The sequence below is a fragment of the Pseudomonas sp. NFX15 genome, from assembly GCF_049132105.1.
In the GTDB taxonomy this organism is placed as follows: Bacteria; Pseudomonadota; Gammaproteobacteria; order Pseudomonadales; family Pseudomonadaceae; genus Aquipseudomonas.
In genome coordinates this window covers 1-21695 of the sequence record NZ_JAFMPV010000004.1, presented here as the reverse complement: position 1 = coordinate 21695, position 21695 = coordinate 1, and the positions used below count along the sequence as shown (strand labels likewise).

Here is a 21695-nt window from a genome sequence, read left to right as displayed (position 1 = left end):
ACCGGCGGCATGGCTCAACTTTTCGGCATCAGCACTTTGTCGATGACCTGGATCACGCCGTTGGACTGGTACACGTCGTAGGTGGTGATGTCGGCGACGTCGCCCTTTTCATCCTTGATCATGATGTTGTGCGGGCCATTCATCATGACCCACAGCTTGCCGCCGGAGACTGTGTCGAGTTCGGCCTTGCCGCCACCGGCCTTGATCTTCGCGGCCAGGGTCATCATGTCCAGTTTGCCGGCAACCACGTGGTAGGTAAGGATGTGGGTCAGGGTCGCCTTGTTGGCCGGTTTGAGCAGGTTGTCGACGGTGCCGGCGGGCAGCGCCGCAAACGCCGAGTTGACCGGGGCGAACACGGTAAACGGGCCTTTGCCTTTGAGCGTGTCGACCAGGCCTGCGGCTTTGACGGCGGCGACCAGCGTGGTGTGGTCGGCGGAATTCACCGCGTTATCGACGATGTCTTTGCCCGGCTGCATGCTCTGCCCACCGACCATCACGGTGTCATGGCCCATGTCCGCCGCTTGCACGGAGTTCAAGGCAAATCCGCCGCCAAGGGCCAGGGTCAGCAGGCTGGCAATCAACGGTGTTTTGATCGAAGTGCGTTTCATGGTGAGAGTCCTTGTGGGGAAATCGGCCAGGAATGTCTGTCCGTGCTTGATATACGGGGGGTGGGGTAGACTGGATGCAGCGCTGGAGATTTTTTTGACGACGGCGATTTCTGTGGGAGCTAGCCTACTCGCTCCCACAAAGGAATCGGGAACAATCCTTGGGGATACCAGTCCAAAGCACAGTTTTTTGCCGCCCAGTGCCGGGCGGTTTCATGACATGAGGATGGCGGGATGAAGATTTCACGCAATATTGCACTGGTGTCGCTGCTGAGCGTGGCGGCCAGCCCGGCCTTCGCAGGTTTCAGCCTGGACGACGTGACCAAGGCGGCTTCGAGCATGCAGGGCGGCAACGCCGCTACCGCCGCCGCGCCAACACCACAAACCGCGGACCTGCTGGGCGCGCTGACGAAACTGAACGTAACGCCACAGCAAGCCGTCGGCGGCACCAGTGCGATGCTGGGGCTGGCGAAAAATCAATTGAGCACCACCGACTATTCGCAATTGGCCAAAAGCGTGCCAGGCATCGACAAACTGTCGGGCGGCGGTGATCTGGGCGCCTTGGCCGGTTTGCTCGGCTCCAGCGGCAAGTCCGCCGGTCTGGAAAACGCCCTGGGCAACGTCAAGGACACCAATGACTTGAACAGCGCCTTCAGCGCCTTGGGCATGGACAGCGGCATGGTCGGCCAGTTTGCCCCGGTGATCCTGCAATACCTCGGTCAGCAAGGCGTCGGCGGTTCGCTGCTGGGCAGCCTGGGCAGCATTTGGGGCGTCGGCACCGGTAGCTGATTCAGCGGCGCTCGACGCGCAAGGCGTCGATGCGCTGGTCCTTCTCGATCCAGAGCTGGTTGACCCAGTTCTGGATTTTTTCGCGAAACGCCGGATCGTTTTCGTAGTCGCCCTGCCACAGCGCCGGGTCGAGTTCGCGGGTCTTGATGTCGATGATGACCCTCGGCACATTGCCGCTGATCAAATCCCAGAACCCCGGAATCTGCTGCTGCGGGTAAACCACCGTCACATCGAGAATCGCATCCAGCTGTTCGCCCATCGCTGCCAATACAAACGCCACGCCGCCGGCCTTGGGCTTGAGCAGGTGGTTGAACGGTGATTGCTGTTGAGCGCGTTTGGCCGAGGTGAAGCGCGTGCCTTCCAGATAATTGACCACGGTCACTGGTTGGCGCTTGAACAGCTCGCAGGCCTGTTTGGTGATCTCCAGGTCCTTGCCGGCCAGTTCCGGATGTTTGGCCAGGAAGGCTTTGCTGTAGCGCTTCATGAACGGGTAGTCCAGCGCCCACCACGCCAGGCCTAGGAAGGGCACCCAGATCAGTTCTTTCTTGAGGAAGAATTTGAAAAACGGCGTGCGCCGGTTGAGGGTCTGGATCAGCGCCGGAATGTCGACCCAGGACTGATGGTTGCTGATCACCAGGTACGAGGTGTCACGGCGCAGGTCATCGCCGCCGCGGATGTCCCATTGCGTGGGGATGCACAGGCGGAAGATCAACTTGTCGATTTCCGACCAGGTCTCGGCAATCCACATCACCGACCAGGAGGCGTAATCGCGAAAACGGCCGGGCAGGACCAGCTTGAGCAGGGCAAACACCATCAGCGGTCCGATCAGGACCAGGGTGTTGAGCAGGAGCAGCAGTGTGACGAAACAGCCGGTGAGCAGGCGGCGCATAAGTAACTCTTGAAAGCCTTTGGGCGCGCCATGATAAGCAGCTTCGAGCGACAGGCCAAATCGGCGCTGACGAATGTTTCACTTTTGGATGGTTATGCTCGGATGTGCGCACAGATCATATTGTTGCGGTGTTTAGTCTGGCCTCTTCGCGGGCAAGCCCGCTCCTACAGTGGCCCGGGGTGTATAGAGGCATTGTGAGCAACACAAAACCCTGTAGGAGCAGGCTTGCCCGCGAAGCGATCTGGAGTGCGAACGAATCCTTTAATGACGGTCTAAAATCCCGCGATCGACGCCCAAATTCCCAAGGAAGCCCCTTACGTGAAATCCCTCCTCGCCGTGCTTTCCCTCATTGCCCTGCCGGTCATGGCCGCCGAGCCGACCCTCTACGGGCGCTACGAATACATCGCCCTGCCGGAAATCGGCGGGCAGGTGCTCAAGGCCAAGATGGACACCGGCGCGCTGACTGCTTCGCTGTCGGCCAAGGACATCGAAACCTTCAAGCGCGATGGCGAAGACTGGGTACGTTTCCGCCTCGGCACCAAGGACGCGAGCAACCAGGTGTACGAACACAAGATCGCGCGCATCAGCAAGATCAAGACCCGCTCCGAAGAGGAAGAGGATGACAGCGAAGTGATCGCACCCACCAAGCGCCCGGTGGTCGATCTGGAACTGTGCCTGGGCAACGTCAAGCGCACGGTCGAGGTCAACCTGACTGACCGCAGCAGCTTTAACTACCCATTGCTGATTGGGGCCAAGGCGTTGCGTGAGTTTGGGGCGGCGGTGAATCCGGCGAGAAGGTTTACGGCGGATAAGCCGGATTGTTGATGGTGAGGTTTTGGCCCTAATGAGATTGGCGAATAGACCGGTTTTGGATAGGTGGTGATGTGCTGGGGTGAATATCATTGAGAATAAGTAGATCCCGTTGGTGATAATTGAAATACATTGCTTGTGAGTGTAAACGCAAAACAGCCTTGTCCCTGGCGCTCGAAGTATTCATCACCGTGGGGTATTGTATTGGGCTTTCGAAATGCTGAACGGCGCGTTGCTTTTCCGCAGAGTCTGGTATTTTTTTTAGTAGTGCTGTTCTTTTGTTTATTAATTCAATATTGACTTTCTCGATAACGCTCGTGTGAAGGTCGATATCTTTAACACTCATGTTGTCTAGTTTTATACGGGATGCTTCATCGCCAAGCTGATAGCCTAAAGTCTGTCCTTTATATGTCATGCCTCTTTTCATGTTTGCGATATCGGTGGCGGTGTTTATTATTTCTTGGCTTATAGTTGAGGTTGTATTTGATATTGCTCGCGAAGTTCCTCGTCGTAGCAAATCCAATATTCCCTGAAGAGAATGCCCCGTCGGATCTACCCGATTCACCGGATCCCCCTCGCAATACGCATAGGCATTCAACCCACCCTCCCCAAACGGGCTCCAACTGTCCGGGCTATTAAACCGCATCAACACCGGATTGAACTGCCGATACCCGTTGCCCAAGTGATAATGCCCGGTCACCGGGTCCGGCCGTTCGCCGTTGAAGCCGAGCAGGCTGAGCAAACCGCTTTCCGCCGGGCGATAGCCGTAGGGTGTGTAGGCGAGGGGATTAGCTTGAGTCGCGTCCAGGGCGTTGAGCACCGAACGCTGTAGGTCGGTGGCCAGCAGTGTGGTGCTCACCTTGACGTCGAGGTGATTTTGCTGGGCCAGCAATTGGTCGTCGTGTTGAAGGATGCTCCAGCGAGCGGCGCCCTGAATCTCAGTGGTCAGTCGACTTTTGCAATGAAACCGCTGGATGACGGGTTGCTCTAGTACCGTACAGCCATTCTGACGATCCAGCGGATCGTAGTGATAGCGACACAGTACGGTTTCACGAGGTGAATTGGGCATCGACTGAACTCCGAGAAGGTCCCGAATGGCGGGACCTTGAGCGTGGAAGTTTTTCCAGGCGTTGCCTACTAGCAGAACTGATAGGTCTTGCTGCTGTTCGTCTTAAACCTTCGGCATTGTCGCAATCATCGAAGGCCGCTGGCTGACCTCGAAGTACCACGCCGCCAATTGCGGATTCGCAGTGCGCCAATCAAGGTCAGGATGGCGCAAATCCAGATATCCCAAGGCACAGGCCACGCTGATCGCCGCCACATCGAAATGGCTGGTCAATTCGGCAATGGCATCCTTCTCCAGCAAGGCCACGGCGCGGCGGATTTTGTCGCGTTGGCCGTCGAGCCATTCGTCCCAGTGTTTTTCCGGGGCGCGCAGGGCGGTTTCGTAGCGCACCAGCACGGCCGCGTCCATGATCCCGTCGGCCAGCGAAGCGAGGGTCAGGCGCCGCCAGCGGGCCGAGCCTTCGCGGGGAATCAGCGGGTTGCCGACGTGCTGGTGGTCGAGGTAATCGAGGATCACCCGGCTGTCATGGATGATGCTGCCATCGGCCAGGCGCAGCGCGGGGATTTTGCTCAACGGGTTGTCGTCGATCAGGGTCAGGTCCGGGTTGACCGGGGTGAGCACGCTGGTCTGTAGCGCCACACGGTCCTGTTGACCGGTTTCGTGCAGCAGCACCATGACTTTGCGAACGAAGGGGGAAAGGGGGTTGTGGTACAGGGTCATGCTCGGGGCGGACATGGCGGCGTCTCGGTTGGTGGCGGTGTCACGCAGCATAACGTGTGGATGCGATAGCTCAAGATCACCGTCACCTGTAGGAGCGAGCCTGCTCGCGAAAAACCTGAGGGCGCCGCGTGGTGTCTGGTGCCCAGCGTCATCGTTAACGACCTTCGCGAGCAGGCTCGCTCCCACAGGTTTTGCGTTTTAACTGGCGGGTTGCAGTGTTTGTTCCGCGGTCGGACCGGAAACAGCGTGTGGCTTGATCTCACGAGCCACCGTCCAGACGATGAACGCGGCGACGATGTCGAAGATCGCCAGCACCACGAACAGCGGGCTGTAGCCGATCTTGGTCACCATCACGCCAAACACCAGGGTGAACGCGGCGGCGCCGAGGTAACCGAACATGCCGCCCATGCCGGTGGCGGTGGCCACTTCGTTTTTGCCGAACGAGTCAGAGGTGATTGCGTACAGTGCGCCGGACAGGGTCTGGTGCGCAAAGCCGCCGATGCACAGCAGCGCGATCGCGGTATACGGGCTGGCCACCAGGCCGATGCAGGCCGGGCCGATCATGCACGAGGCGCCGAACAGCAGGACCATTTTGCGCGAGGTGAACAACGACACATTGCAGTACTTGTGGAAGAACGGGCTCAGGTAGCCGCCGAGCACGCAACCGAGGTCGGCGGCGAGGAATGGCAGCCAGGCGAACATCGCGATCTCTTTGATGTTCATGTGCCGCTCGGTCATCAGGTACAGGGGAATCCAGGCGTTGAAGGTCTGCCAGGCCGGCTCCGAGAGGATGCGGGCGCTGGCGATGGCGTAGAAGTTGCGACTGGCGATGATCTTTTTCCAGCTGCCTTTTTTCGTCGCCGGGTCTTTGAAATGCTGTTCCTGGCCGCTGAGGATGTAGTCGCGTTCTTCATCGCCCAAGTGCTTTTGATCCCGCGGATGTTTGTAGAGCACCATCCACAGGAACGTCCAGGCCACGCCCAGGCCGCCGACGATCAGGAACGCCAGTTCCCAGCCGCTGTGCAGGATCGCCCAGACCACCAGGGGCGGCGCCAGTACGGCACCAATCGACGAACCGATGTTGAACCAGCCGATCGCCACCGAACGTTCTTTGGCCGGAAACCATTCAGTGGAAGTCTTGACCGCTGCCGGTAACCCGGCCGCTTCAGTCAGGCCGAGCAGGCCGCGGACAAACGCCAGGCCCTGCCATCCGGTCGCCAAAGCGGCCAGCGCGCAGGCAATCGACCAGGCGAAGGCAAAAATGGCAAAGCCCATTTTGGTGCCGATGGCATCGATGATGTAGCCGGCCACCGGTTGCATCAGCGCGTAGCACACCTGCCAGGCAACGACGATGTGCGAGTACTGCTCGGTGGAAATGTTCATTTCGCTCATCAGGGTCGGAGCGGCCACTGACAAGGTATTGCGAGCCAGGTAGTTGACCATCAGGCCGGCCGTCACCAGTCCGACCATCCACCAGCGGATGCCTTTGACTTTCATCACTTCACCGTTATTTTTTGGATTTATTGTGTGGTGCTGCACTGTTGTAGGTTGTCGTACAACGTGCGCCTTTATAGGATCGCGAGGGTAAAATTGTCAACAAATATGTCGGAGGAATTGCGGGAGGAGGCGACGGGTGGGGGAGGGTGTTGTCGTATGACCATGGAATATCGACGGCTGCACCTGTAGGAGTGAGCCTGCTAGCGAAGGCGTAATGTCAGCCACTATCCCTGTTGGCTGACCCACCGCTTTCGCGAGCAGGCTCGCTCCTGCAATGTCAGCGGCGTTGCACGAGGCCGCGCAGGGCCAGGGCGGCGGGGATGCCCAGGCCCACCCAACTCAGCGAATCCCAAACACCATCACCCAGCAACGCGGCGAACAACCCGCCCGCACTGAGCACTGCGATGGCGGTCGGGATGGCGAACACTTTCCAGAAATTCGACTGCCGGGGTTTCATGCCACGCTCTCCGCTTTTTCCCGCACGGGGCTGGCAGCCTTGCGCCGCACCACCCACAGGTAGACGCCGCTGCCGAGCACGATGATGGTCAGCACATCGAGGGTCGCCCAGAGGATTTGCATCGGCAGGCCGCCGTAGTCGCCGAAGTGCAGCGGTTGCGACATGCCCATGGCGTCCATGTACCAGGGTCGCTCGGCCACGGCGGTGACTTGCAGGGTGCTGGCGTCGATCAGCACCGGGGTCAACAGGTGCGAGCTCAGGTGCGTGTTGCCTTTCATGAACACGGCGTAATGGTGCTCACTGGAAAACCGCGTGCCGGGAAAGGCGATGAAGTCTGGCTGCATGCCGGGGGCGACTTCCTTGGCGATGTCGAGCAAGCGGGTGGCCGGGGCCAGGTGCGTCAACGGCGGTGCATCGCGGTACGGGGCGACCATCGCGTTCAGGCTGTCGTTGCGCCAGGCGGCGATGATCAGGTCGGCGCAGGCGCTGATCACGCCGGTCACGCCGACGACCAAAGCCCAGGTCAGCGTCACCACGCCGATCAGGTTATGCAGGTCGAGCCAGCGCAGGCGCGTGGATTTGTCCTGGCGCACGGTGGCGAACTTCAAGCGGCGCATGAACGGCAGGTATAACACCGTGCCCGACACGATGGCGACCACGAACAGAATCCCCATGAACGCCAGCAACAACTTGCCCGGCAGGCCGGCGAACATGTCCACGTGCAGGCGCAGCATGGTCAGCATGAAGCCGCCGTTGGCCGATGGCGTCTCCAGCGCTTCACCGGTGCGGGCGTCGAGCATGAACGTGTGGGACGAGTTCGGCTCGGTTCCGGCGGTCGCGGCCATGATCGTCAGAATGGCGTTCGGCTCATCGTCCTCGAAGCCGAAATACTGCAGGACTTCGCCAGGGCGGTGTTGCTCGGCGGCTTGCACCAGTTGCTGCAAATTCAGGCGCGGGGTGTGCGCAGGCATTTCCTTTACTTGCGGCGCATCACCCAGCAAGTGGTCGATCTCATGGTGGAAGATCAACGGCAAGCCGGTCAGCGCCAGCATCAGCAGGAACACCGTACAAATCAGGCTGGTCCAGGTGTGGATCGCGGACCAGCGACGAATTGTTTTACTTTTCATTTCATTGCCTTCAGAAAAGACAAAGCCGTCCACGAAGGACGGCCTGTCATTGGCGTGTCAACTCAAAGCGTTACCACTTGTACGTTGCGCTGGCGACGACACTGCGCTGGTCGCCGTAGTAGCAGTAAAAGCTGTCGCAAGTCGAGATGTAGTCCTTGTCGAACAGGTTGGTTGCGTTAATGGCCAGCGATGCGCCCTTGAGGCTGTTGTCCAGGCGGCCGAGGTCGTAGTGTACCGCAGCGTCGAACACGGTATAGGCGCCGGCCTTGCCCAGCCAGGTATTGGCCTCATCGCCGTAGGTGTTGCCGGTGTACCGCACGCCGGCGCCGATGCCGAAGCCGTCGAATACGCCGTTGTGCCAGGTGTAGTCGCCCCACGCGGACGCTTGCTGGTTAGGCATCAGTTGCAGGCGGTTGCCTTTGAACGCGCCGTCTTGCACTTCGGACTTGGCCAGGGTGTAGGCCGCAGTGACCTTGAGGTTTTCGGTCACGTCGGAAACAGCTTCCAGCTCCAGGCCTTTGACTTTCACTTCGCCAGTCTGGCTGGTGACGGTGACGTTGCCGACGTTGTTGGTGACGGAAACGTTTTTCTGGGTCAGGTCATACACGGCCGCCGTCAGCAGCGTGTTGCTGCCCGGTGGCTGGTACTTGATCCCCAGTTCCCATTGCTTGCCTTCGGTCGGCTTGAACGAATCGGTCGGGGTCGCGACGGCATTGCTGGCTGGCTGGAACGACTCGGCGTAGGACAGGTACGGTACGAAGCCCGAATCGAACACATAGCTGATCGCCGCGTTACCGCTGAAGTTCTTGTCGCGCTGGGTGTTGGTGGCATCGCCCTTGTTGAAGAACGTGGTCCCGGTGTGGACCCAGTCTTCACGACCGCCGAGGGTCAGGCGCCATTGGTCGAGGGCCATCTGGTCCTGGACGTACAGGCCGGTCTGCTGGGTCTTCTGTTCGTAGTCGTAGAACGCTGTAGAGCGATCAGGACGCGTGATCGGCAAACCATAGATCGGGTGGTTGACGTTGATGCCCGGCGCACTGCCGAAGATCGACAGGTAGTTGGTGGTATTGCGCTGGTGATCCAGGCCGATCAGCAGGGTGTGGTGGATGTCGCCAGTGGCGAAGTCACCCTGCAAGTTGTTGTCCACGGCGATCTGGGCGATGTCTTCATCGACGTTGGTGGTGCCGCGCCCGGTGTTGCCAGCATCGTCAACGACGAAACCGATAGAGGGGAAGTAGCTGTTGACGGTGACCGTCTGGAACGACAGCTCGGACTTGGTGTAGCGCAGGTTTTGCTTGAACTGCCAGACGTCATTCAGGCGATGTTCGAAGGCGTAGCCCAGCGCGTAGTAAGTCCGGTCGTAGAAGTCGTAGTCCGGATCGCCCAGGTTCTTGTGATGCGAGATCTCGCCGAACGGCATGTCGATCTTGGTGCCCTGGATCGGATAGAACTGGCTGGTGACACCGGTATCGTCGCGGGTGAACTGGGTCAGCAGGGTGAACGTGGTGTCGTCGTCGATGTTCCAGGTCAGGCTCGGCGCGATGTTGTAGCGCTTGTCGTCGATATGGTCGATCTGGGTGCCGCCGTCGCGCAGCACGCCGCTCACGCTGTAGAGAAACTGGCCTTCGTCGTCGATCTTGCCGGTGCTGGCGAAGTTGATCTGGCGATGGTTGTCGCTGCCGTATTGCAACTGCACTTCGTTGCTGGCCTCTGCGCTTGGACGACGGCTGACCATGTCCAGCAGGCCGCCCGGCGGGGTCTGGCCGTACACCGACGAAGCCGGGCCGCGAAGCAGGGCGAGGCGGTCGAGGTTCCAGGTTTCCTGTTTCGGGTTGGCGTACACGCCTTTTGGCAGGGGCAGGCCATCGAGGAATTGGGTCGGTTCGAAGCCTCGCACACGCAACCAGTCGCTGCGGGTGTCGCTGCCGTAGCTGCTGGCGGTAATACCCGGCAGGTAGCGCACGGCGTCATCGAGGGTGTGGACGTTGCGGTCGTCCATCTGCTGGCGAGTGACCACCGAAATCGAACGCGGCGCTTCGACCAGCGCGGTGTCGGTCTTGGTGCCGGCGGCGGTGCGCTTGGCCACATAGCCTTGCGCCGGGCCCCAGGCGCTTTCGGTGTCTTCGACGCCGATCACGCTGGTCGCAGGCAACGCCATCACGCCTTCCGGCACGGCCACCAGGGTGTAGGTGCCCGCACTGCTTTGTTCCAGTTGCAGCCCGGTGCCACGCAGGGCTTCGCGCAAGGCGCTGGCGGCGTCGAACTGGCCGTTGACCGGTGCCGAGGTTTTGCCCGCCGCGAGCGAAGGGTTCAGCGACAGGGCCAGACCGGCTTGGCTGGCAATCTGGTTAAGGGTGCTGGAGAGCGGAGCCGCCGGCAGGTTGTAGGCGCGCACACTGGACTGTTCAGCGGCTAACAGTGGGCTGCTGGCCAATGGGGTGCAAAAGGCAATGGCGACCGCCAGCAAACTGGGGCGCAACAAGGTGTCTAGCGAACGGGACATACGGCGGCTCCTGAATGGAAATATTTCTCAATTGCCTGTGTACCGAACGAAAATTGAAAAGTGATAGGGCTGGATGAAAATAATTTAGATTCAGTATTCGTTTTAGTAGGGGCTGACTTGCCAGCGAAGCCCTCAAAGGCACCGCAGCTATCCAATCGACGCGCGTTATCGTTGACGATGTTCGCTGGCAAGCCAGCGCCTACAGGGACAGCGGTGCCCGTGCTGCTCAGGGCTTGGCCACAACCTTCACCCACCATGACGTGTGCTGTTCGATCTGCACCGGCAGGGTCGGCAGCAGGGCATTGAGTGCAAGGTCGGTGTCGCGCAGCGGGAAGCTACCGGTGATGCGCAGGTCGGCCACGTCCGGCGCGATGCCAACGTACCCCGTGCGATAGCGGCCGATTTCATGCACCAGGTCTTCCAGACGGGTGTTGTCCACCACCAGCATGCCGCGAGTCCAGGCGTCCGCGCCGAGGTTCACGGCCAAAAACGGGCCGAGGCCGTCGTTGCGGATCAGCACCTGCTGGCCTTCGTGCAGGATTTGCTCGTCCGGGTTGGATTGCGGATGAACCGCCACCGCCGACTGCAACACGCTCAGGCGCGTGCCTTCATCCTCGCGCTTGACCAGAAACCGCGTGCCCAGCGCGCGCATGCTGCCGTCGCGGGTTTCGACGATGAACGGTCGTGGATCGCCATGGGCGGTTTCCACCAGGATTTCACCTTCCTGAAGCACGATGCGCCGCTGCTTCTCGTCGAAGCGCACATCCAGCGCACTGTGGGTGTTGAGATTGACCAGCGTGCCGTCGGCCAGGCGCAAGGTGCGTTGTTCGCCAACGGCGGTGCGCTGGTCGGCCAGCCAATAGTCGATCGGCAGGTAGCGCGGCCCGGCAAACACCGCCAGGCCGATCACCGCCACCACACTCGCCAGGCCATTGCCGAGCTTGCGCACTCGCCGGCGGATGCCTTCACGCGATTGCAGCAGGGCAGTGCGCGCTGGGCCGTTGGCCACGCTGAAGCGCTGGTCGAGCATGCCCAACTGGCGCCAGGCGCGGGCGTGCTCTTCGTGGGCGGCGTGCCATTTGGCGAACTCTTCGCGTTCAACCGGGTTGGCCGAATCCATCGATAACTGCCAGGCAATCGCCGCGTCCAGCACATTGGCCGACACCGGTTTGGAACTGACCGGGTTCATGTCGGCTCACCGTACAGCGCGATATAGCACTGGCGAATGCCTTGGGCAAGGTATTGGCGCACCCGTGGGACCGACACACCCAGACGCTTGGCGATCTCGGCGTGGCCGAGGCCGTCGAGACGGCTATATAGGAACGCGGCGCGAGCCTTGCTCGACAGCTTGCCGAGCAAACGGTCGATGTTCTTCAGGTCTTCGAGGACCATTTGCTGCTCTTCCGCCGACGGCTGTTCGGCTTCGGGAACCAGCATCAGCTCGGTGAGGTAAGCCTGTTCCAGCGCGGCACGGCGGAAGTAATCGAACAACAGGCCCTTGGCGATGGCCACCAGGAATGCCCGCGGTTCGCGCGGTGCTTTCAGTTCTTCGCGGCCGAGCAAGCGCATGAAGGTGTCCTGGCTCAGGTCTTCGGCGCGCTGGGGGCAGGCGACATTGCGGCGAAGCCAGGCCAATAGCCAACCGCGATGGTCACGATACAACGCACCGACGAGCTCACGTTGGGGGCTTGGGACTGACGACACGCCGCATCACCGTTTGGGAAAGGTTAACTAACGAGAATTATTCGCGATTGTGTCAGAGGCGAGGAAGGTAAGCAATTGACACTGGTCGGGTGGGAAATCGGAGTAGGCCCTTGTAGGAGCGAGCCTGCTCGCGAAAAAAACATCTGGCACCACGGACTGCCAGGAAAGCGGCTCATCGTTGACGATTTTCGCGAGCAGGCTCGCGCCTGCAGTTAGTGCAAGTTCAGAAGGACGGCGCCTGCTGCCGGCGCTTCCACTGACTCAACCGTTGCTGCAAGTTCAGCGGGCTGTGAATGTGCTGCTGTCGTGCGCGGCTGAACAAAATCAACGCCAGCTCGGCCGTGGCCAGGGCGTCGGCGCTGGCGTTATGTCGTTCGAAAACCTCGAGCTTGAACCAGTCGATCCAGTCATCCAGCCCGGCTTCACGGATATTGGCCTGTGGACACAGCAGCGGCGCGATGTCCGCCACATCCACAAACGGATGCTGCAACTTGTAGCCCAGGTGATCTTTCAATGCGCGGCCGAGCATGTGTTGGTCAAACGGTGCATGGAAGGCCAGCACCGGACTGTCGCCGATGAAGGTCATCAGGTCGAGCAGCGCCTCGGCCGGGTCGCTGCCCGCCGCAATGGCGCTGGGGCCAATGCCGTGGATCAGCACGCTGGGACCGAGTTTGACTTGCGGATATTGCAGGGTACGTTCCAATTGCTGGCGAAAGTCGATGGCGCCGTCTTCGATCACCACCGCGCCAATGGACAGCACGCGGTCCTTGTTCAGGTTCAGCCCGGTGGTTTCCAGATCGAGCACCACCCAGCGTTGCTCGCGCAAGCTGCATTCACCCAGGTCGGCAGCCGTCGGCAAACGACTCACGCGTTGTTGCAGTTCGGCGGACAGGTCGGGCGTGGCCGGGCGTAGCCAGGAAAACAGGCTCATAACTGGTACCGCAGGGCCAGGCTGCTTTGCAGGCGTTGGGCCTGGCGCAGGGATTCACGCAGGATGCGTCGGTCCAGGTGATTGAGGCTGTCAGGATCGACCCGGTTGGAGTAAGGAAAATTCTCCCGGGTCTGTCGTTGATGTTGCTGCATGCGGGTTTGCTGGATGAAGTGATAGGCCTCTTCGTACGCCGCGCCGTCCAGTGGGTCGATGACCTGTTTTTGCACCAGGCGGCGAAAGCGTTCCTGGGTGTTGTTGGCCTCGATGCCATGGGCCAATGCCAACAGCCTCGCGCCATCCACGAAGGGTGTCAGGCCCTGGATCTTCAGGTCGAGCGTGGCCTTTTCGCCATTCTTGCGGGCTAGCACGAATTCGCGAAAACGCCCGACGGGCGGGCGATTGCGCAGCGCATTCTCGGCCAGCATGCGTTGGAACAAACGGTTGTCGCCGACCTGGTCGAGAATGCCTCGACGCAATTGCTCGCAATCTTGTTCGCTACCCCAGACCACGCGCAAATCGAAATAGATGCTCGAACCCAGCAGGTTCTCTGGCGTTGCCTCGCGGATAAACGCCGCAAAGCGCCGCGCCCATTCCGCGCGGGACAGGCACAGCTCGGGATTGCCGGCCATGATGTTGCCCTTGCACAAGGTGAAGCCGCACAGCGCCAGGCTCTGGTTGATCTGCTGGGCGATGGGCAACAGCTTGCCGCGAATCTCTGCTGCGTGAGCCGCATCCCGGGCGTCGAACAGAATGCCGTTGTCCTGATCGGTGTGCAGGGTTTGTTCACGACGACCTTCGCTACCAAAACACAGCCAGCTGAACGGCACGCCAGGGTCGCCTTTTTCGGCGAGGGTCAGCTCGATCACCCGGCACACGGTGTGATCGTTGAGCAACGTGATGATGTGGGTGATCTGCGTCGATGACGCGCCGTGGGCCAGCATGCGCTCGACCAGTTGCCCGATTTCGCCGCGCAGCGCCACCAGGTTTTCCACCTTTTGCGCATGGCGGATGGTGCGCGCCAGGTGCACCAGGTCGACCCGTTGCAGGGAAAACAGATCGCGTTCGGACACCACGCCGCACAGGCGTTGATCCTTGACCAGGCAGACATGGGCGATATGCCGTTCGGTCATGGCAATTGCCGCGTCGAAGGCGGAGTGGTCGGGTGAGAGGAAAAAAGGCGAGCGGGTCATGTGCCCTTCGATGGCCTCGTTGAAATCACTGCTGCCGTTGGCCACGGTCTGGCGCAGGTCACGCAGGGTGAAAATCCCCAAGGGTGCCTTGTGTTCATCGACCACCACGATGCTGCCGACCTGCTGTTCGTGCATCAGCGTCACCGCTTCACGCAACGGCGTCTGCGGGCCGCACGTGACCGGATGGCGCATGGCCAATTCGCCGAGCCGGGTGTTCAGCGAGTATTGGGTGCCGAGGGTTTCCACGGCTTTTTGCTGGACTTGCTGGTTGACCTGATCCAGCAGGCTGCTGACGCAGCGCAGGGCAAAATTGCGGAAGGTGTCCGACAGCGAAAACAGGCGAATGAAGGCCGGTTTGTTCAGTTGCAGGCAGAAGGTGTCTTCACCCGCCAGGTGCTCGGTGCGGGTCGCCCGTTCACCCAGCAACGCCGCGAGGGGGAAACACTCGCCAGTGGTGATCTCGAAGACCGTCTCGGTACCACCTTTTGCCGTGTGCGGACGCTCGCCCACGACCCGGCCTTGCTTGACGATATAGAAGTGCTCAACCGGGCCGTCGACAGGCTTGATGATGCTCTCGCCGGGGGCGTAGAAACGCAGTTGGCATTGCTCGACCAGGAACGCCAGGTGCGCGTGTTCCATCTGGTTGAAGGGCGGGAAGCGCTGGAGAAATTGCAACGTGCCCTGGATGTTTTGCAACACCGCGGTTTTCCCTGCCTGTGTGAAGGCGTCCGCTTTACTCATAACCATTACCGCAGTCTTTTTTTGAATTGTTGTTGTCGGGTGACTCAGCCATGGTCAACCCCTGCGGCCGGGGTGCCCATTGGACGTAAGTCTATGTAGGCAGTCAGCACCCTGAAATGTCGGAAGCACCCTACGCAATCGTGCGAAAAACCTCTCGTCTGCCCTATTGGAAAATTATCCGACGGAGTGCACATTGATGGTCTGCTTAGCGATGTCTCACCACTGTGCTAGGGAATTGAATTGAACATGTAGAGAACGCCATGTCCGACCACGATATTTTGAGTGACGCCGAGCGGGAACTGCTCAGTGCCGTCATGCTCGAACCTGACCTGCCGCTGCAACGGGTGCTGATTGTCGATGACGATAAAGACGCCCGCGAGCTGATGTCGGAAATCCTGGCGCTGGACGGTATTCGCTGTGTGACCGCAGCCAGTGGCGAAGCGGCACTCAAGATGCTGGTCAATGAGGCCGAGATCAAAAAACCCACGATTGGTTTGCTGGTCACCGACCTTCGCATGGGGCACGTTGATGGGCTGGAATTGATTCGTCAGGTGCGCGAGTCAGTAAGGGCGGCGTTGCCGATCATCATTGTCTCGGGTGATGCCGACGTGAAGGATGCGATTGCCGCGATGCATTTGAGCGTGGTGGATTTTCTGCTCAAGCCGATCAATGCCGGCACATTGCTGGAATTGGTCAAGCGTGAGTTGGGGATGAAGTTGTAGCCGCGCGTGAACTGCATTTTGTAGGAGTCGGCTTGCCGGCGATGGGCTTTAGTGCACCGCGTTTATCCAGTTTGTACGCGTTATCGTGCACGACCATCGCTGGCAAGCCAGCTCCTACAGGTATTGTGTTATTTGTCTTTCGACGTGAAAAAACAAAAAAGCCCTGATCTTTCGATCAGGGCTTTTTCATGTCTGGCATCAACGCTCAGTTACAGGCCATTGGCAGCCTTGAACTCGCGACGACGACGGTGCAGGACCGGCTCGGTGTAGCCGTTTGGCTGCTGGGTGCCTTCGACCACCAGTTCGACCGCCGCCTGGAAGGCGATGTTGCTGTCGAAGTTCGGAGCCAGCGGACGGTACAGCGCATCACCGGCATTCTGACGGTCAACCACCGGCGCCATGCGCTTGAGGCTTTCCATCACTTGCTCTTGGGTCACGATGCCGTGGCGCAGCCAGTTGGCGATGTGCTGGCTGGAGATACGCAGCGTCGCACGGTCTTCCATCAAACCGACGTCGTTGATGTCCGGCACTTTCGAGCAGCCGACGCCCTGGTCAATCCAGCGCACCACATAACCGAGAATGCCCTGGCTGTTGTTGTCCAGTTCGTTCTTGATCTGCTCGGCGGTCCACTGCGGGTTCACCGCCAGCGGGATGGTCAGGATGTCGTCCACCGAGGCGTGGGCACGCTTGGCCAGTTCGGCCTGACGGGCGAACACGTCAACCTTGTGATAGTGCAGTGCGTGCAGCGCAGCGGCGGTTGGCGACGGAACCCAGGCAGTGTTGGCGCCGGCCAGCGGATGGGCGATTTTCTGTTCGAGCATCGCCGCCATCAGGTCGGGCATGGCCCACATGCCTTTACCGATTTGCGCACGACCTTGCAGGCCGGTGCTCAAGCCGATATCGACGTTGGAGTTCTCGTAGGCGCCGATCCATTTTTCCGCCTTCATGTCCGCCTTGCGCACCATCGGGCCGGCTTCCATGGAGGTGTGGATTTCGTCGCCCGTGCGGTCCAGGAAACCGGTGTTGATGAACACCACACGCTCGCTCGCCGCCTTGATGCAGGCCTTGAGGTTGATCGTGGTGCGACGCTCCTCGTCCATGATCCCGACTTTGAGGGTGTAGCGCGGCAGGTTCAGCACGTCTTCGATGCGACCGAACAGCTCGTTGGTGAACGCTGCTTCTTCGGGACCGTGCATCTTAGGTTTGACGATGTAGATCGAGCCGGTGCGGGTGTTTTTGCGCGAGGTGTTGCCGTTCAGGTTGTGCATCGATGCCAGGCAAGTCACCAAGCCATCGAGAATGCCTTCCGGCACTTCGTTACCGTCTTTGTCGAGGATTGCATCAATGGTCATCAGGTGACCAACGTTGCGCACGAACAACAGCGAACGGCCGTGCAGGTTTACCGCGTTGCCGTCAACACCGGTGTAGGTTCGGTCGGCGTTCATGGTGCGGGTAAAGGTCTTGCCACCCTTGGCCACTTCTTCCGACAGGTCGCCCTTCATCAGGCCGAGCCAGTTACGGTAGATCACCACTTTGTCATCGGCATCGACGGCGGCAACCGAGTCTTCGCAATCCATGATGGTGGTCAGCGCGGCTTCCATCAGAATGTCTTTGACGCCAGCCGCATCGGTCTTGCCGACCGGGGTGCTGGCGTCGACCTGGATTTCGAAATGCAGGCCGTTGTTTTTCAGCAGGATCGCGGTCGGTGCCGAAGCTTCGCCCTGGAAGCCGATCAGTTGCGCATCGTTGCGCAAGCCCGTGTTGCTGCCGCCCACCAGGGCGACCACCAGTTTGCCGTCGACAAGGGTGTAGCGGGTGGAGTCGACGTGGGTGCCGGCGGCCAATGGCGCGGCTTCGTCGAGGAAGGCACGGGCGAAGGCGATGACCTTGTCGCCACGGACCTTGTTGTAGCCTTTGCCTTTTTCCGCGCCGTCAGCTTCGCTGATGGCGTCAGTGCCATAGAGCGCGTCGTACAACGAACCCCAACGGGCGTTCGAGGCGTTGAGCGCAAAGCGGGCATTCATCACCGGCACCACAAGCTGTGGACCGGCCATGCGGGCGATTTCTTCATCGACATTTTGCGTCGTTGCCTGGAAATCGGCCGCTTCTGGCAGCAGATAACCGATGTCTTGCAGGAAGGCTTTATAGGCCACGGCGTCGTGCGCCTGGCCGGCACGGGATTGGTGCCAGCCATCGATACGAGCCTGGAAATCATCGCGTTTGGCGAGTAGGGCTTTGTTCTTCGGCGCCAGGTCATGGATGACCTTGTCGGCACCGGCCCAGAACTGGTCGGCGGTGAGGCCGGTTCCGGGAATGGCTTCGTTGTTCACGAAGTCGAACAGGACTTTGGCGACCTGCAGGCCACCGACTTGAACGTGTTCAGTCATTGCTTGCCTCACTCTGCTCAGCTATTTCGCTTTTCAGCTCTTCAATTTAACAATGAAGCCGTTGGCCATTTAAACCACAAACCCGTCTACCAGTACATGCCGAAAAACGGCGGCTGGGTTGGGACCAATCAACGGCTTGGGGCCTTGCTGACAGGGCTTTCAGGGTTGCGAACGTGCCTGCGGCAGACATCGATCCAACGTTATGTAGTGCGCGCTGCGGCATACTACATGATGAATTGCGGTTGTGAAAATTAGACTAATTACGTCGTTCTGCGACCCCATGACGCATTGCGGTCACGGCGCGGGACGTGATGTTCTCAAAAAACCAATAGATTGTTCCAGCTAAATATCGAAAGTTGTACACGATTTGTCGTGCGCTTCAGATCGGCGGTGTTCTCCTTCGCTGGCAAGCCAGCGCCTACAGGGCCTGCGCAAATCGCGTAGGAGCTGGCTTGCCAGCGAAGGCGTCCTCCCATTCAGCGCAGAAACAACCCTTGCCTATACTTCGTTTTCAATAGCAAAGAGGGCTGCGCCATGGACCACCTCGTACTCACTATTTTTGCTCCGGACAAACCCGGGCAAGTCGAGCGCATTGCCCAATGCATTGCCGAGCACGGCGGCAACTGGCTGGAAAGCCGCATGTCGCGCATGGCCGGGCAGTTCGCCGGGATTCTTCGAGTGGGAGTGCCGGCCGAAGCCTACGACGAATTGGTCGATGCCCTACAGGCGTTGTCCGCCCATGGCATTCGCGTGCTGATCGCCGAAAGCGGCATCGAACAATCCTGCACCTGGAAGCCAATCGCGATGGAATTGGTGGGCAACGATCGCCCCGGGATCGTGAGGGACATCACGCGCCTGTTGAGCGAGCAGGGGGTGAACCTGGAACGGCTGGTGACGCAAGTGCGCCCGGCGCCGATGAGCAGCGAGCCGCTGTTCCATGCCGAGGCGATTCTAGCGGTGCCGCTGACGCTGTCGCTCGACGTGCTGCAATCGCGCCTGGAGACCCTGGCAGACGACTTGATGGTTGAGTTGGTGCTACGCAGTGATCCCTGATCGGGTTATCCAAGTTAAACGTGCACCCGCCTGTGGATAACCTGTAGAGACTCCCCGCCAGGCCACGCCGGCCGGGCTTTTCCTGGATTTGATCAAAAAACCAGCAGTTTCAGCCACTTGCGCACAATCGGCGGGGATCACGCTGTGGATAACCTTGGGAAGGAACGATGCAGGCCACGGGAGACGTGGCCTGTAGAAGTTTGTACGTTTATTGATCAGCTGCGGCGGCGCAGGCTGAGCCACGCATCGATGCTGTAAACCGCCAGGCCGGCCCAGATAAACATGAAGGCCGTCAGGGTGCTGGACGACAGGTGCTCGCCAAACAACAGCACCGCTTGCAACAACACGAGGGTGGGCGCCAGGTATTGGAGGAAGCCCAGCGTGGTGTAGGGCAAATGCCGTGCGGCGGCGTTGAAGCAGACCAACGGCACCAGCGTTACCGGTCCTGCGGCCACCAGCCACCAGGCTTCGGAGGTGCTCCAGAACTCGGCCTGTGCACTGCTGGCCGTCGGGTTGAACAGCAGCCAGGCAATGGCAATCGGCACCAGCATCCAGGTTTCCACCACCAGCCCCGGCAATGCCTTGACCGGCGCCTGCTTGCGAATCAACCCGTAGAAGCCGAAGGTCAGCGCCAGCACCAGCGACACCCAGGGCAGGCTGCCGACTTGCCAGACTTGCTGTGCCACTCCCACCGCCGCCAGACCGACGGCAATCCACTGCATGCGCCGCAACCGCTCGCCGAGGATCAGCATGCCCAGCAGCACGTTCACCAGCGGGTTGATGTAGTAACCGAGACTGGCCTCCAACATGCGGCCGTTGTTCACCGACCAGACGTAGGTCAGCCAATTGGCCGCGATCAGCGTGCCGCTCAGGGCCAGGATCGCCAGTCGCTTGGGGTTCTCCCGCAGTTCGCGCCACCAGCCGGGATGCTTCCAGACCATCAGCAGCAAGGCGCCGAACAGCGCCGACCACAGCACCCGGTGGATGATGATTTCCACGGCAGGCACGCTGGCGATGGCTTTGAAATAGAGTGGGAACAATCCCCAGATGATGTAGGCACTCAGACCCAGGATGTACCCGCGACGCGGGTTGGCGGCTTGCATGCAGAATCCTTGCTTAGGCAGCTAACAAAGGAGGGATTGTAAGGAGATTTGTCTGCGAATGCTGACTGAATAGGTAGGACTTTTGTGAACATCGATATCTGTAGGAGCGAGCTTGCTCACGAATGGACGTCAACGATAACGCGTGCTGTCTGGGTAAACGCGTTGCCCTTGGGTTTTTCGCGAGCAGGCTCGCTCCTACAGTTGGAGGGATTGTGGTCAGAAGAGCTTCAGGGGTTCTTCATTGAGCGCCGCGCATTGCTCGCGCAGCGCCAACACCTGGTCGCCCCAATAACGCTCGGTGCCGAACCACGGGAAGCTATGGGGAAAGGCCGGGTCGTCCCAGCGACGGGCGAGCCAGGCGCTGTAGTGCAATAGGCGCAAGGCGCGCAGTGGCTCGATCAGCGCCAGTTCACGCGGGTCGAAGTCGTGGAATTCGTTGTAGCCGTCCATCAGCTCCGACAACTGGCTCAGGCAATCCTGGCGATCGCCGGCGAGCATCATCCAGATGTCCTGCACCGCCGGGCCCATGCGGCAGTCGTCGAGGTCGACGATGTGGAACATTTCGTCACGGCACATCATGTTGCCGGGGTGGCAGTCACCGTGCATGCGGATGTTCTGGTGCGTGGTTTTGGCGTAGGCATCTTCCACCCGCTTGAGCAGGTCGCGGGCCACCGATTCATAGGCCGGCAACAAGCTGCGGGGGATGAAGTTGCCGTCGAGCAGGGTGGCCAGGGAGTCATGGCCGAAGTTTTTCACCGCCAGGGCTTCACGGTGTTCGAACGGCCGGGTCGAGCCGACCGCATGCAATCGCCCGAGCAACTGGCCAAGGCGATACAGCTGGTCGAGGTTGCCCGGCTCCGGTGCACGGCCGCCGCGGCGGGGGAACAAGGTGAAACGGAAACCTCTATGTTCGTGCAGGGTTTCACCGTTGTGGATCAACGGCGCCACCACCGGTACTTCGCAGTCGGCGAGTTCGGCGGTGAACTGGTGTTCTTCCAGGATTGCTTCGTTGCTCCAGCGTTGCGGCCGGTAGAACTTGGCGATCAGTGGCTCGGCGTCTTCGATGCCGACCTGGTAGACGCGGTTCTCGTAACTGTTGAGCGCCAGGATGCGCGCGTCGCTGAGAAAGCCGATGCTTTCGACGGCATCGAGCACGAGGTCTGGCGTAAGGGTTTCAAACGGGTGGGCCATGCTGACTCCTGCGCGCAGCAGGCTGCTGCGTCCGGCCAGGCATGGTAGCGCAGACCGGCGCAGATAGGTGGTGGCTGTGCTGACGCCTTCGCTGGCAAGCCAGCTCCTTGTATGTTGGCCCTGACTCCAAGGGGAAAGGTTACGCTCAAGGCGTCATACAACAGCAAGTGCGTTTCTGGGGGAGGCCGATCGCTCCTGAAGGCAGGATTT

Annotated in this window: 19 protein-coding genes; 4 read left to right on the top strand and 15 right to left on the bottom strand. The window is 60.2% G+C overall.

Going from position 1 to position 21695, the window contains the following annotated elements; genetic code table 11:
- Nucleotides 1-14 precede the first annotated feature (14 nt).
- Entirely contained in the window at nucleotides 15-608 is a 594-nt protein-coding gene (locus tag J1D76_RS05460) for a fasciclin domain-containing protein (RefSeq protein ID WP_421137386.1), read from the bottom strand.
- A gap of 231 nt (nucleotides 609-839) precedes the next feature.
- On the opposite strand from J1D76_RS05460, the gene J1D76_RS05455 reads away from it, so the two are divergent.
- Nucleotides 840-1394 carry a DUF2780 domain-containing protein gene (locus tag J1D76_RS05455; protein WP_421137385.1) on the top strand — a complete coding sequence of 185 codons (555 nt, stop codon included), beginning with the start codon at nucleotides 840-842 and terminating at the stop codon, nucleotides 1392-1394.
- 1 nt (nucleotide 1395) lies between these two features.
- Here J1D76_RS05455 and J1D76_RS05450 read toward each other — a convergent pair whose 3' ends face one another.
- Nucleotides 1396-2283, bottom strand: a complete 888-nt coding sequence (locus tag J1D76_RS05450) for an acyltransferase (protein ID WP_421137384.1) — start codon at nucleotides 2281-2283, stop codon at nucleotides 1396-1398.
- A gap of 318 nt (nucleotides 2284-2601) precedes the next feature.
- Between J1D76_RS05450 and J1D76_RS05445 the strand changes: the two genes are divergently transcribed.
- Nucleotides 2602-3108 carry an ATP-dependent zinc protease gene (locus J1D76_RS05445; protein WP_421137383.1) on the top strand — a complete coding sequence of 169 codons (507 nt, stop codon included), beginning with the start codon at nucleotides 2602-2604 and terminating at the stop codon, nucleotides 3106-3108.
- A 16-nt stretch (nucleotides 3109-3124) separates the two neighbouring features.
- On the opposite strand, the gene J1D76_RS05440 is transcribed toward J1D76_RS05445, so the two are convergent.
- From J1D76_RS05440 to J1D76_RS05395, 10 genes are all read right to left on the bottom strand, one after another.
- Nucleotides 3125-4162, bottom strand: a complete 1038-nt coding sequence (locus J1D76_RS05440) for an RHS repeat-associated core domain-containing protein (RefSeq protein WP_421137382.1) — start codon at nucleotides 4160-4162, stop codon at nucleotides 3125-3127.
- Nucleotides 4163-4264: 102 nt separating this feature from the next.
- Nucleotides 4265-4894, bottom strand: coding sequence for a glutathione S-transferase (locus tag J1D76_RS05435; protein ID WP_421137381.1), 630 nt, complete (start codon nucleotides 4892-4894; stop codon nucleotides 4265-4267).
- Nucleotides 4895-5077: 183 nt separating this feature from the next.
- Nucleotides 5078-6376, bottom strand: a complete 1299-nt coding sequence (locus J1D76_RS05430) for an MFS transporter (RefSeq protein ID WP_421137380.1) — start codon at nucleotides 6374-6376, stop codon at nucleotides 5078-5080.
- 277 nt (nucleotides 6377-6653) lie between these two features.
- A complete protein-coding gene (locus J1D76_RS05425; protein ID WP_421137379.1) occupies nucleotides 6654-6833 on the bottom strand; it encodes a hypothetical protein in 180 nt (59 codons plus the stop codon).
- Nucleotides 6830-7960: a PepSY-associated TM helix domain-containing protein gene (locus tag J1D76_RS05420; RefSeq protein WP_421137378.1), complete on the bottom strand. Its 1131-nt coding sequence runs from the start codon at nucleotides 7958-7960 to the stop codon at nucleotides 6830-6832. Before J1D76_RS05420 ends, J1D76_RS05425 begins: the two co-directional genes overlap by 4 nt.
- 70 nt (nucleotides 7961-8030) lie before the next feature.
- On the bottom strand, nucleotides 8031-10463 hold the full coding sequence (locus J1D76_RS05415; RefSeq protein ID WP_421137377.1) for a TonB-dependent siderophore receptor: 2433 nt from the start codon (nucleotides 10461-10463) through the stop codon (nucleotides 8031-8033).
- A gap of 226 nt (nucleotides 10464-10689) precedes the next feature.
- A complete protein-coding gene (locus tag J1D76_RS05410) occupies nucleotides 10690-11652 on the bottom strand; it encodes a FecR domain-containing protein (RefSeq protein WP_421137376.1) in 963 nt (320 codons plus the stop codon).
- Nucleotides 11649-12167: an RNA polymerase sigma factor gene (locus J1D76_RS05405; protein ID WP_421137375.1), complete on the bottom strand. Its 519-nt coding sequence runs from the start codon at nucleotides 12165-12167 to the stop codon at nucleotides 11649-11651. The genes J1D76_RS05410 and J1D76_RS05405 overlap by 4 nt, the downstream gene beginning before the upstream one ends.
- Before the next feature lie 223 nt (nucleotides 12168-12390).
- On the bottom strand, nucleotides 12391-13098 hold the full coding sequence (locus J1D76_RS05400; RefSeq protein WP_421137374.1) for a PolC-type DNA polymerase III: 708 nt from the start codon (nucleotides 13096-13098) through the stop codon (nucleotides 12391-12393).
- Entirely contained in the window at nucleotides 13095-15035 is a 1941-nt protein-coding gene (locus tag J1D76_RS05395; protein WP_421137373.1) for a putative nucleotidyltransferase substrate binding domain-containing protein, read from the bottom strand. The genes J1D76_RS05400 and J1D76_RS05395 overlap by 4 nt, the downstream gene beginning before the upstream one ends.
- 254 nt (nucleotides 15036-15289) lie before the next feature.
- On the opposite strand from J1D76_RS05395, the gene J1D76_RS05390 reads away from it, so the two are divergent.
- On the top strand, nucleotides 15290-15751 hold the full coding sequence (locus J1D76_RS05390) for a response regulator (RefSeq protein ID WP_421137372.1): 462 nt from the start codon (nucleotides 15290-15292) through the stop codon (nucleotides 15749-15751).
- Nucleotides 15752-15960: 209 nt separating this feature from the next.
- Here the strand turns inward: J1D76_RS05390 and J1D76_RS05385 are convergent, their stop codons facing one another.
- Entirely contained in the window at nucleotides 15961-18138 is a 2178-nt protein-coding gene (locus J1D76_RS05385; protein WP_421137371.1) for a malate synthase G, read from the bottom strand.
- A gap of 534 nt (nucleotides 18139-18672) precedes the next feature.
- Between J1D76_RS05385 and J1D76_RS05380 the strand changes: the two genes are divergently transcribed.
- Nucleotides 18673-19191, top strand: a complete 519-nt coding sequence (locus J1D76_RS05380; protein ID WP_421137370.1) for a glycine cleavage system protein R — start codon at nucleotides 18673-18675, stop codon at nucleotides 19189-19191.
- A gap of 215 nt (nucleotides 19192-19406) precedes the next feature.
- Here the strand turns inward: J1D76_RS05380 and rarD are convergent, their stop codons facing one another.
- Both rarD and J1D76_RS05370 read right to left on the bottom strand, forming a co-directional pair.
- A complete protein-coding gene (rarD, locus tag J1D76_RS05375) occupies nucleotides 19407-20294 on the bottom strand; it encodes an EamA family transporter RarD (protein WP_421137369.1) in 888 nt (295 codons plus the stop codon).
- A 216-nt stretch (nucleotides 20295-20510) separates the two neighbouring features.
- The gene (locus J1D76_RS05370; protein WP_421137368.1) at nucleotides 20511-21485 is read right to left on the bottom strand and encodes a serine/threonine protein kinase; all 975 of its coding nucleotides are present in this window, start codon (nucleotides 21483-21485) and stop codon (nucleotides 20511-20513) included.
- Nucleotides 21486-21695: the final 210 nt, after the last annotated feature.

Bases quoted from the DNA above. Each gene is read 5' to 3' on its own strand.
- J1D76_RS05450 (WP_421137384.1), bottom strand. From the start codon at position 2,283: ATGCGCCGCCTGCTCACCGGCTGTTTCGTCACACTGCTGCTCCTGCTC.
- J1D76_RS05385 (WP_421137371.1), bottom strand. From the start codon at position 18,138: ATGACTGAACACGTTCAAGTCGGTGGCCTGCAGGTCGCCAAAGTCCTG.
- J1D76_RS05430 (WP_421137380.1), bottom strand. From the start codon at position 6,376: ATGAAAGTCAAAGGCATCCGCTGGTGGATGGTCGGACTGGTGACGGCC.
- J1D76_RS05415 (WP_421137377.1), bottom strand. From the start codon at position 10,463: ATGTCCCGTTCGCTAGACACCTTGTTGCGCCCCAGTTTGCTGGCGGTC.
- J1D76_RS05395 (WP_421137373.1), bottom strand. From the start codon at position 15,035: ATGGTTATGAGTAAAGCGGACGCCTTCACACAGGCAGGGAAAACCGCG.
- J1D76_RS05425 (WP_421137379.1), bottom strand. From the start codon at position 6,833: ATGAAACCCCGGCAGTCGAATTTCTGGAAAGTGTTCGCCATCCCGACC.
- J1D76_RS05390 (WP_421137372.1), top strand. From the start codon at position 15,290: ATGTCCGACCACGATATTTTGAGTGACGCCGAGCGGGAACTGCTCAGT.
- J1D76_RS05400 (WP_421137374.1), bottom strand. From the start codon at position 13,098: ATGAGCCTGTTTTCCTGGCTACGCCCGGCCACGCCCGACCTGTCCGCC.
- J1D76_RS05370 (WP_421137368.1), bottom strand. From the start codon at position 21,485: ATGGCCCACCCGTTTGAAACCCTTACGCCAGACCTCGTGCTCGATGCC.
- J1D76_RS05380 (WP_421137370.1), top strand. From the start codon at position 18,673: ATGGACCACCTCGTACTCACTATTTTTGCTCCGGACAAACCCGGGCAA.
- J1D76_RS05440 (WP_421137382.1), bottom strand. From the start codon at position 4,162: ATGCCCAATTCACCTCGTGAAACCGTACTGTGTCGCTATCACTACGAT.
- J1D76_RS05420 (WP_421137378.1), bottom strand. From the start codon at position 7,960: ATGAAAAGTAAAACAATTCGTCGCTGGTCCGCGATCCACACCTGGACC.
- J1D76_RS05460 (WP_421137386.1), bottom strand. From the start codon at position 608: ATGAAACGCACTTCGATCAAAACACCGTTGATTGCCAGCCTGCTGACC.
- J1D76_RS05435 (WP_421137381.1), bottom strand. From the start codon at position 4,894: ATGTCCGCCCCGAGCATGACCCTGTACCACAACCCCCTTTCCCCCTTC.
- J1D76_RS05455 (WP_421137385.1), top strand. From the start codon at position 840: ATGAAGATTTCACGCAATATTGCACTGGTGTCGCTGCTGAGCGTGGCG.
- rarD (WP_421137369.1), bottom strand. From the start codon at position 20,294: ATGCAAGCCGCCAACCCGCGTCGCGGGTACATCCTGGGTCTGAGTGCC.
- J1D76_RS05410 (WP_421137376.1), bottom strand. From the start codon at position 11,652: ATGAACCCGGTCAGTTCCAAACCGGTGTCGGCCAATGTGCTGGACGCG.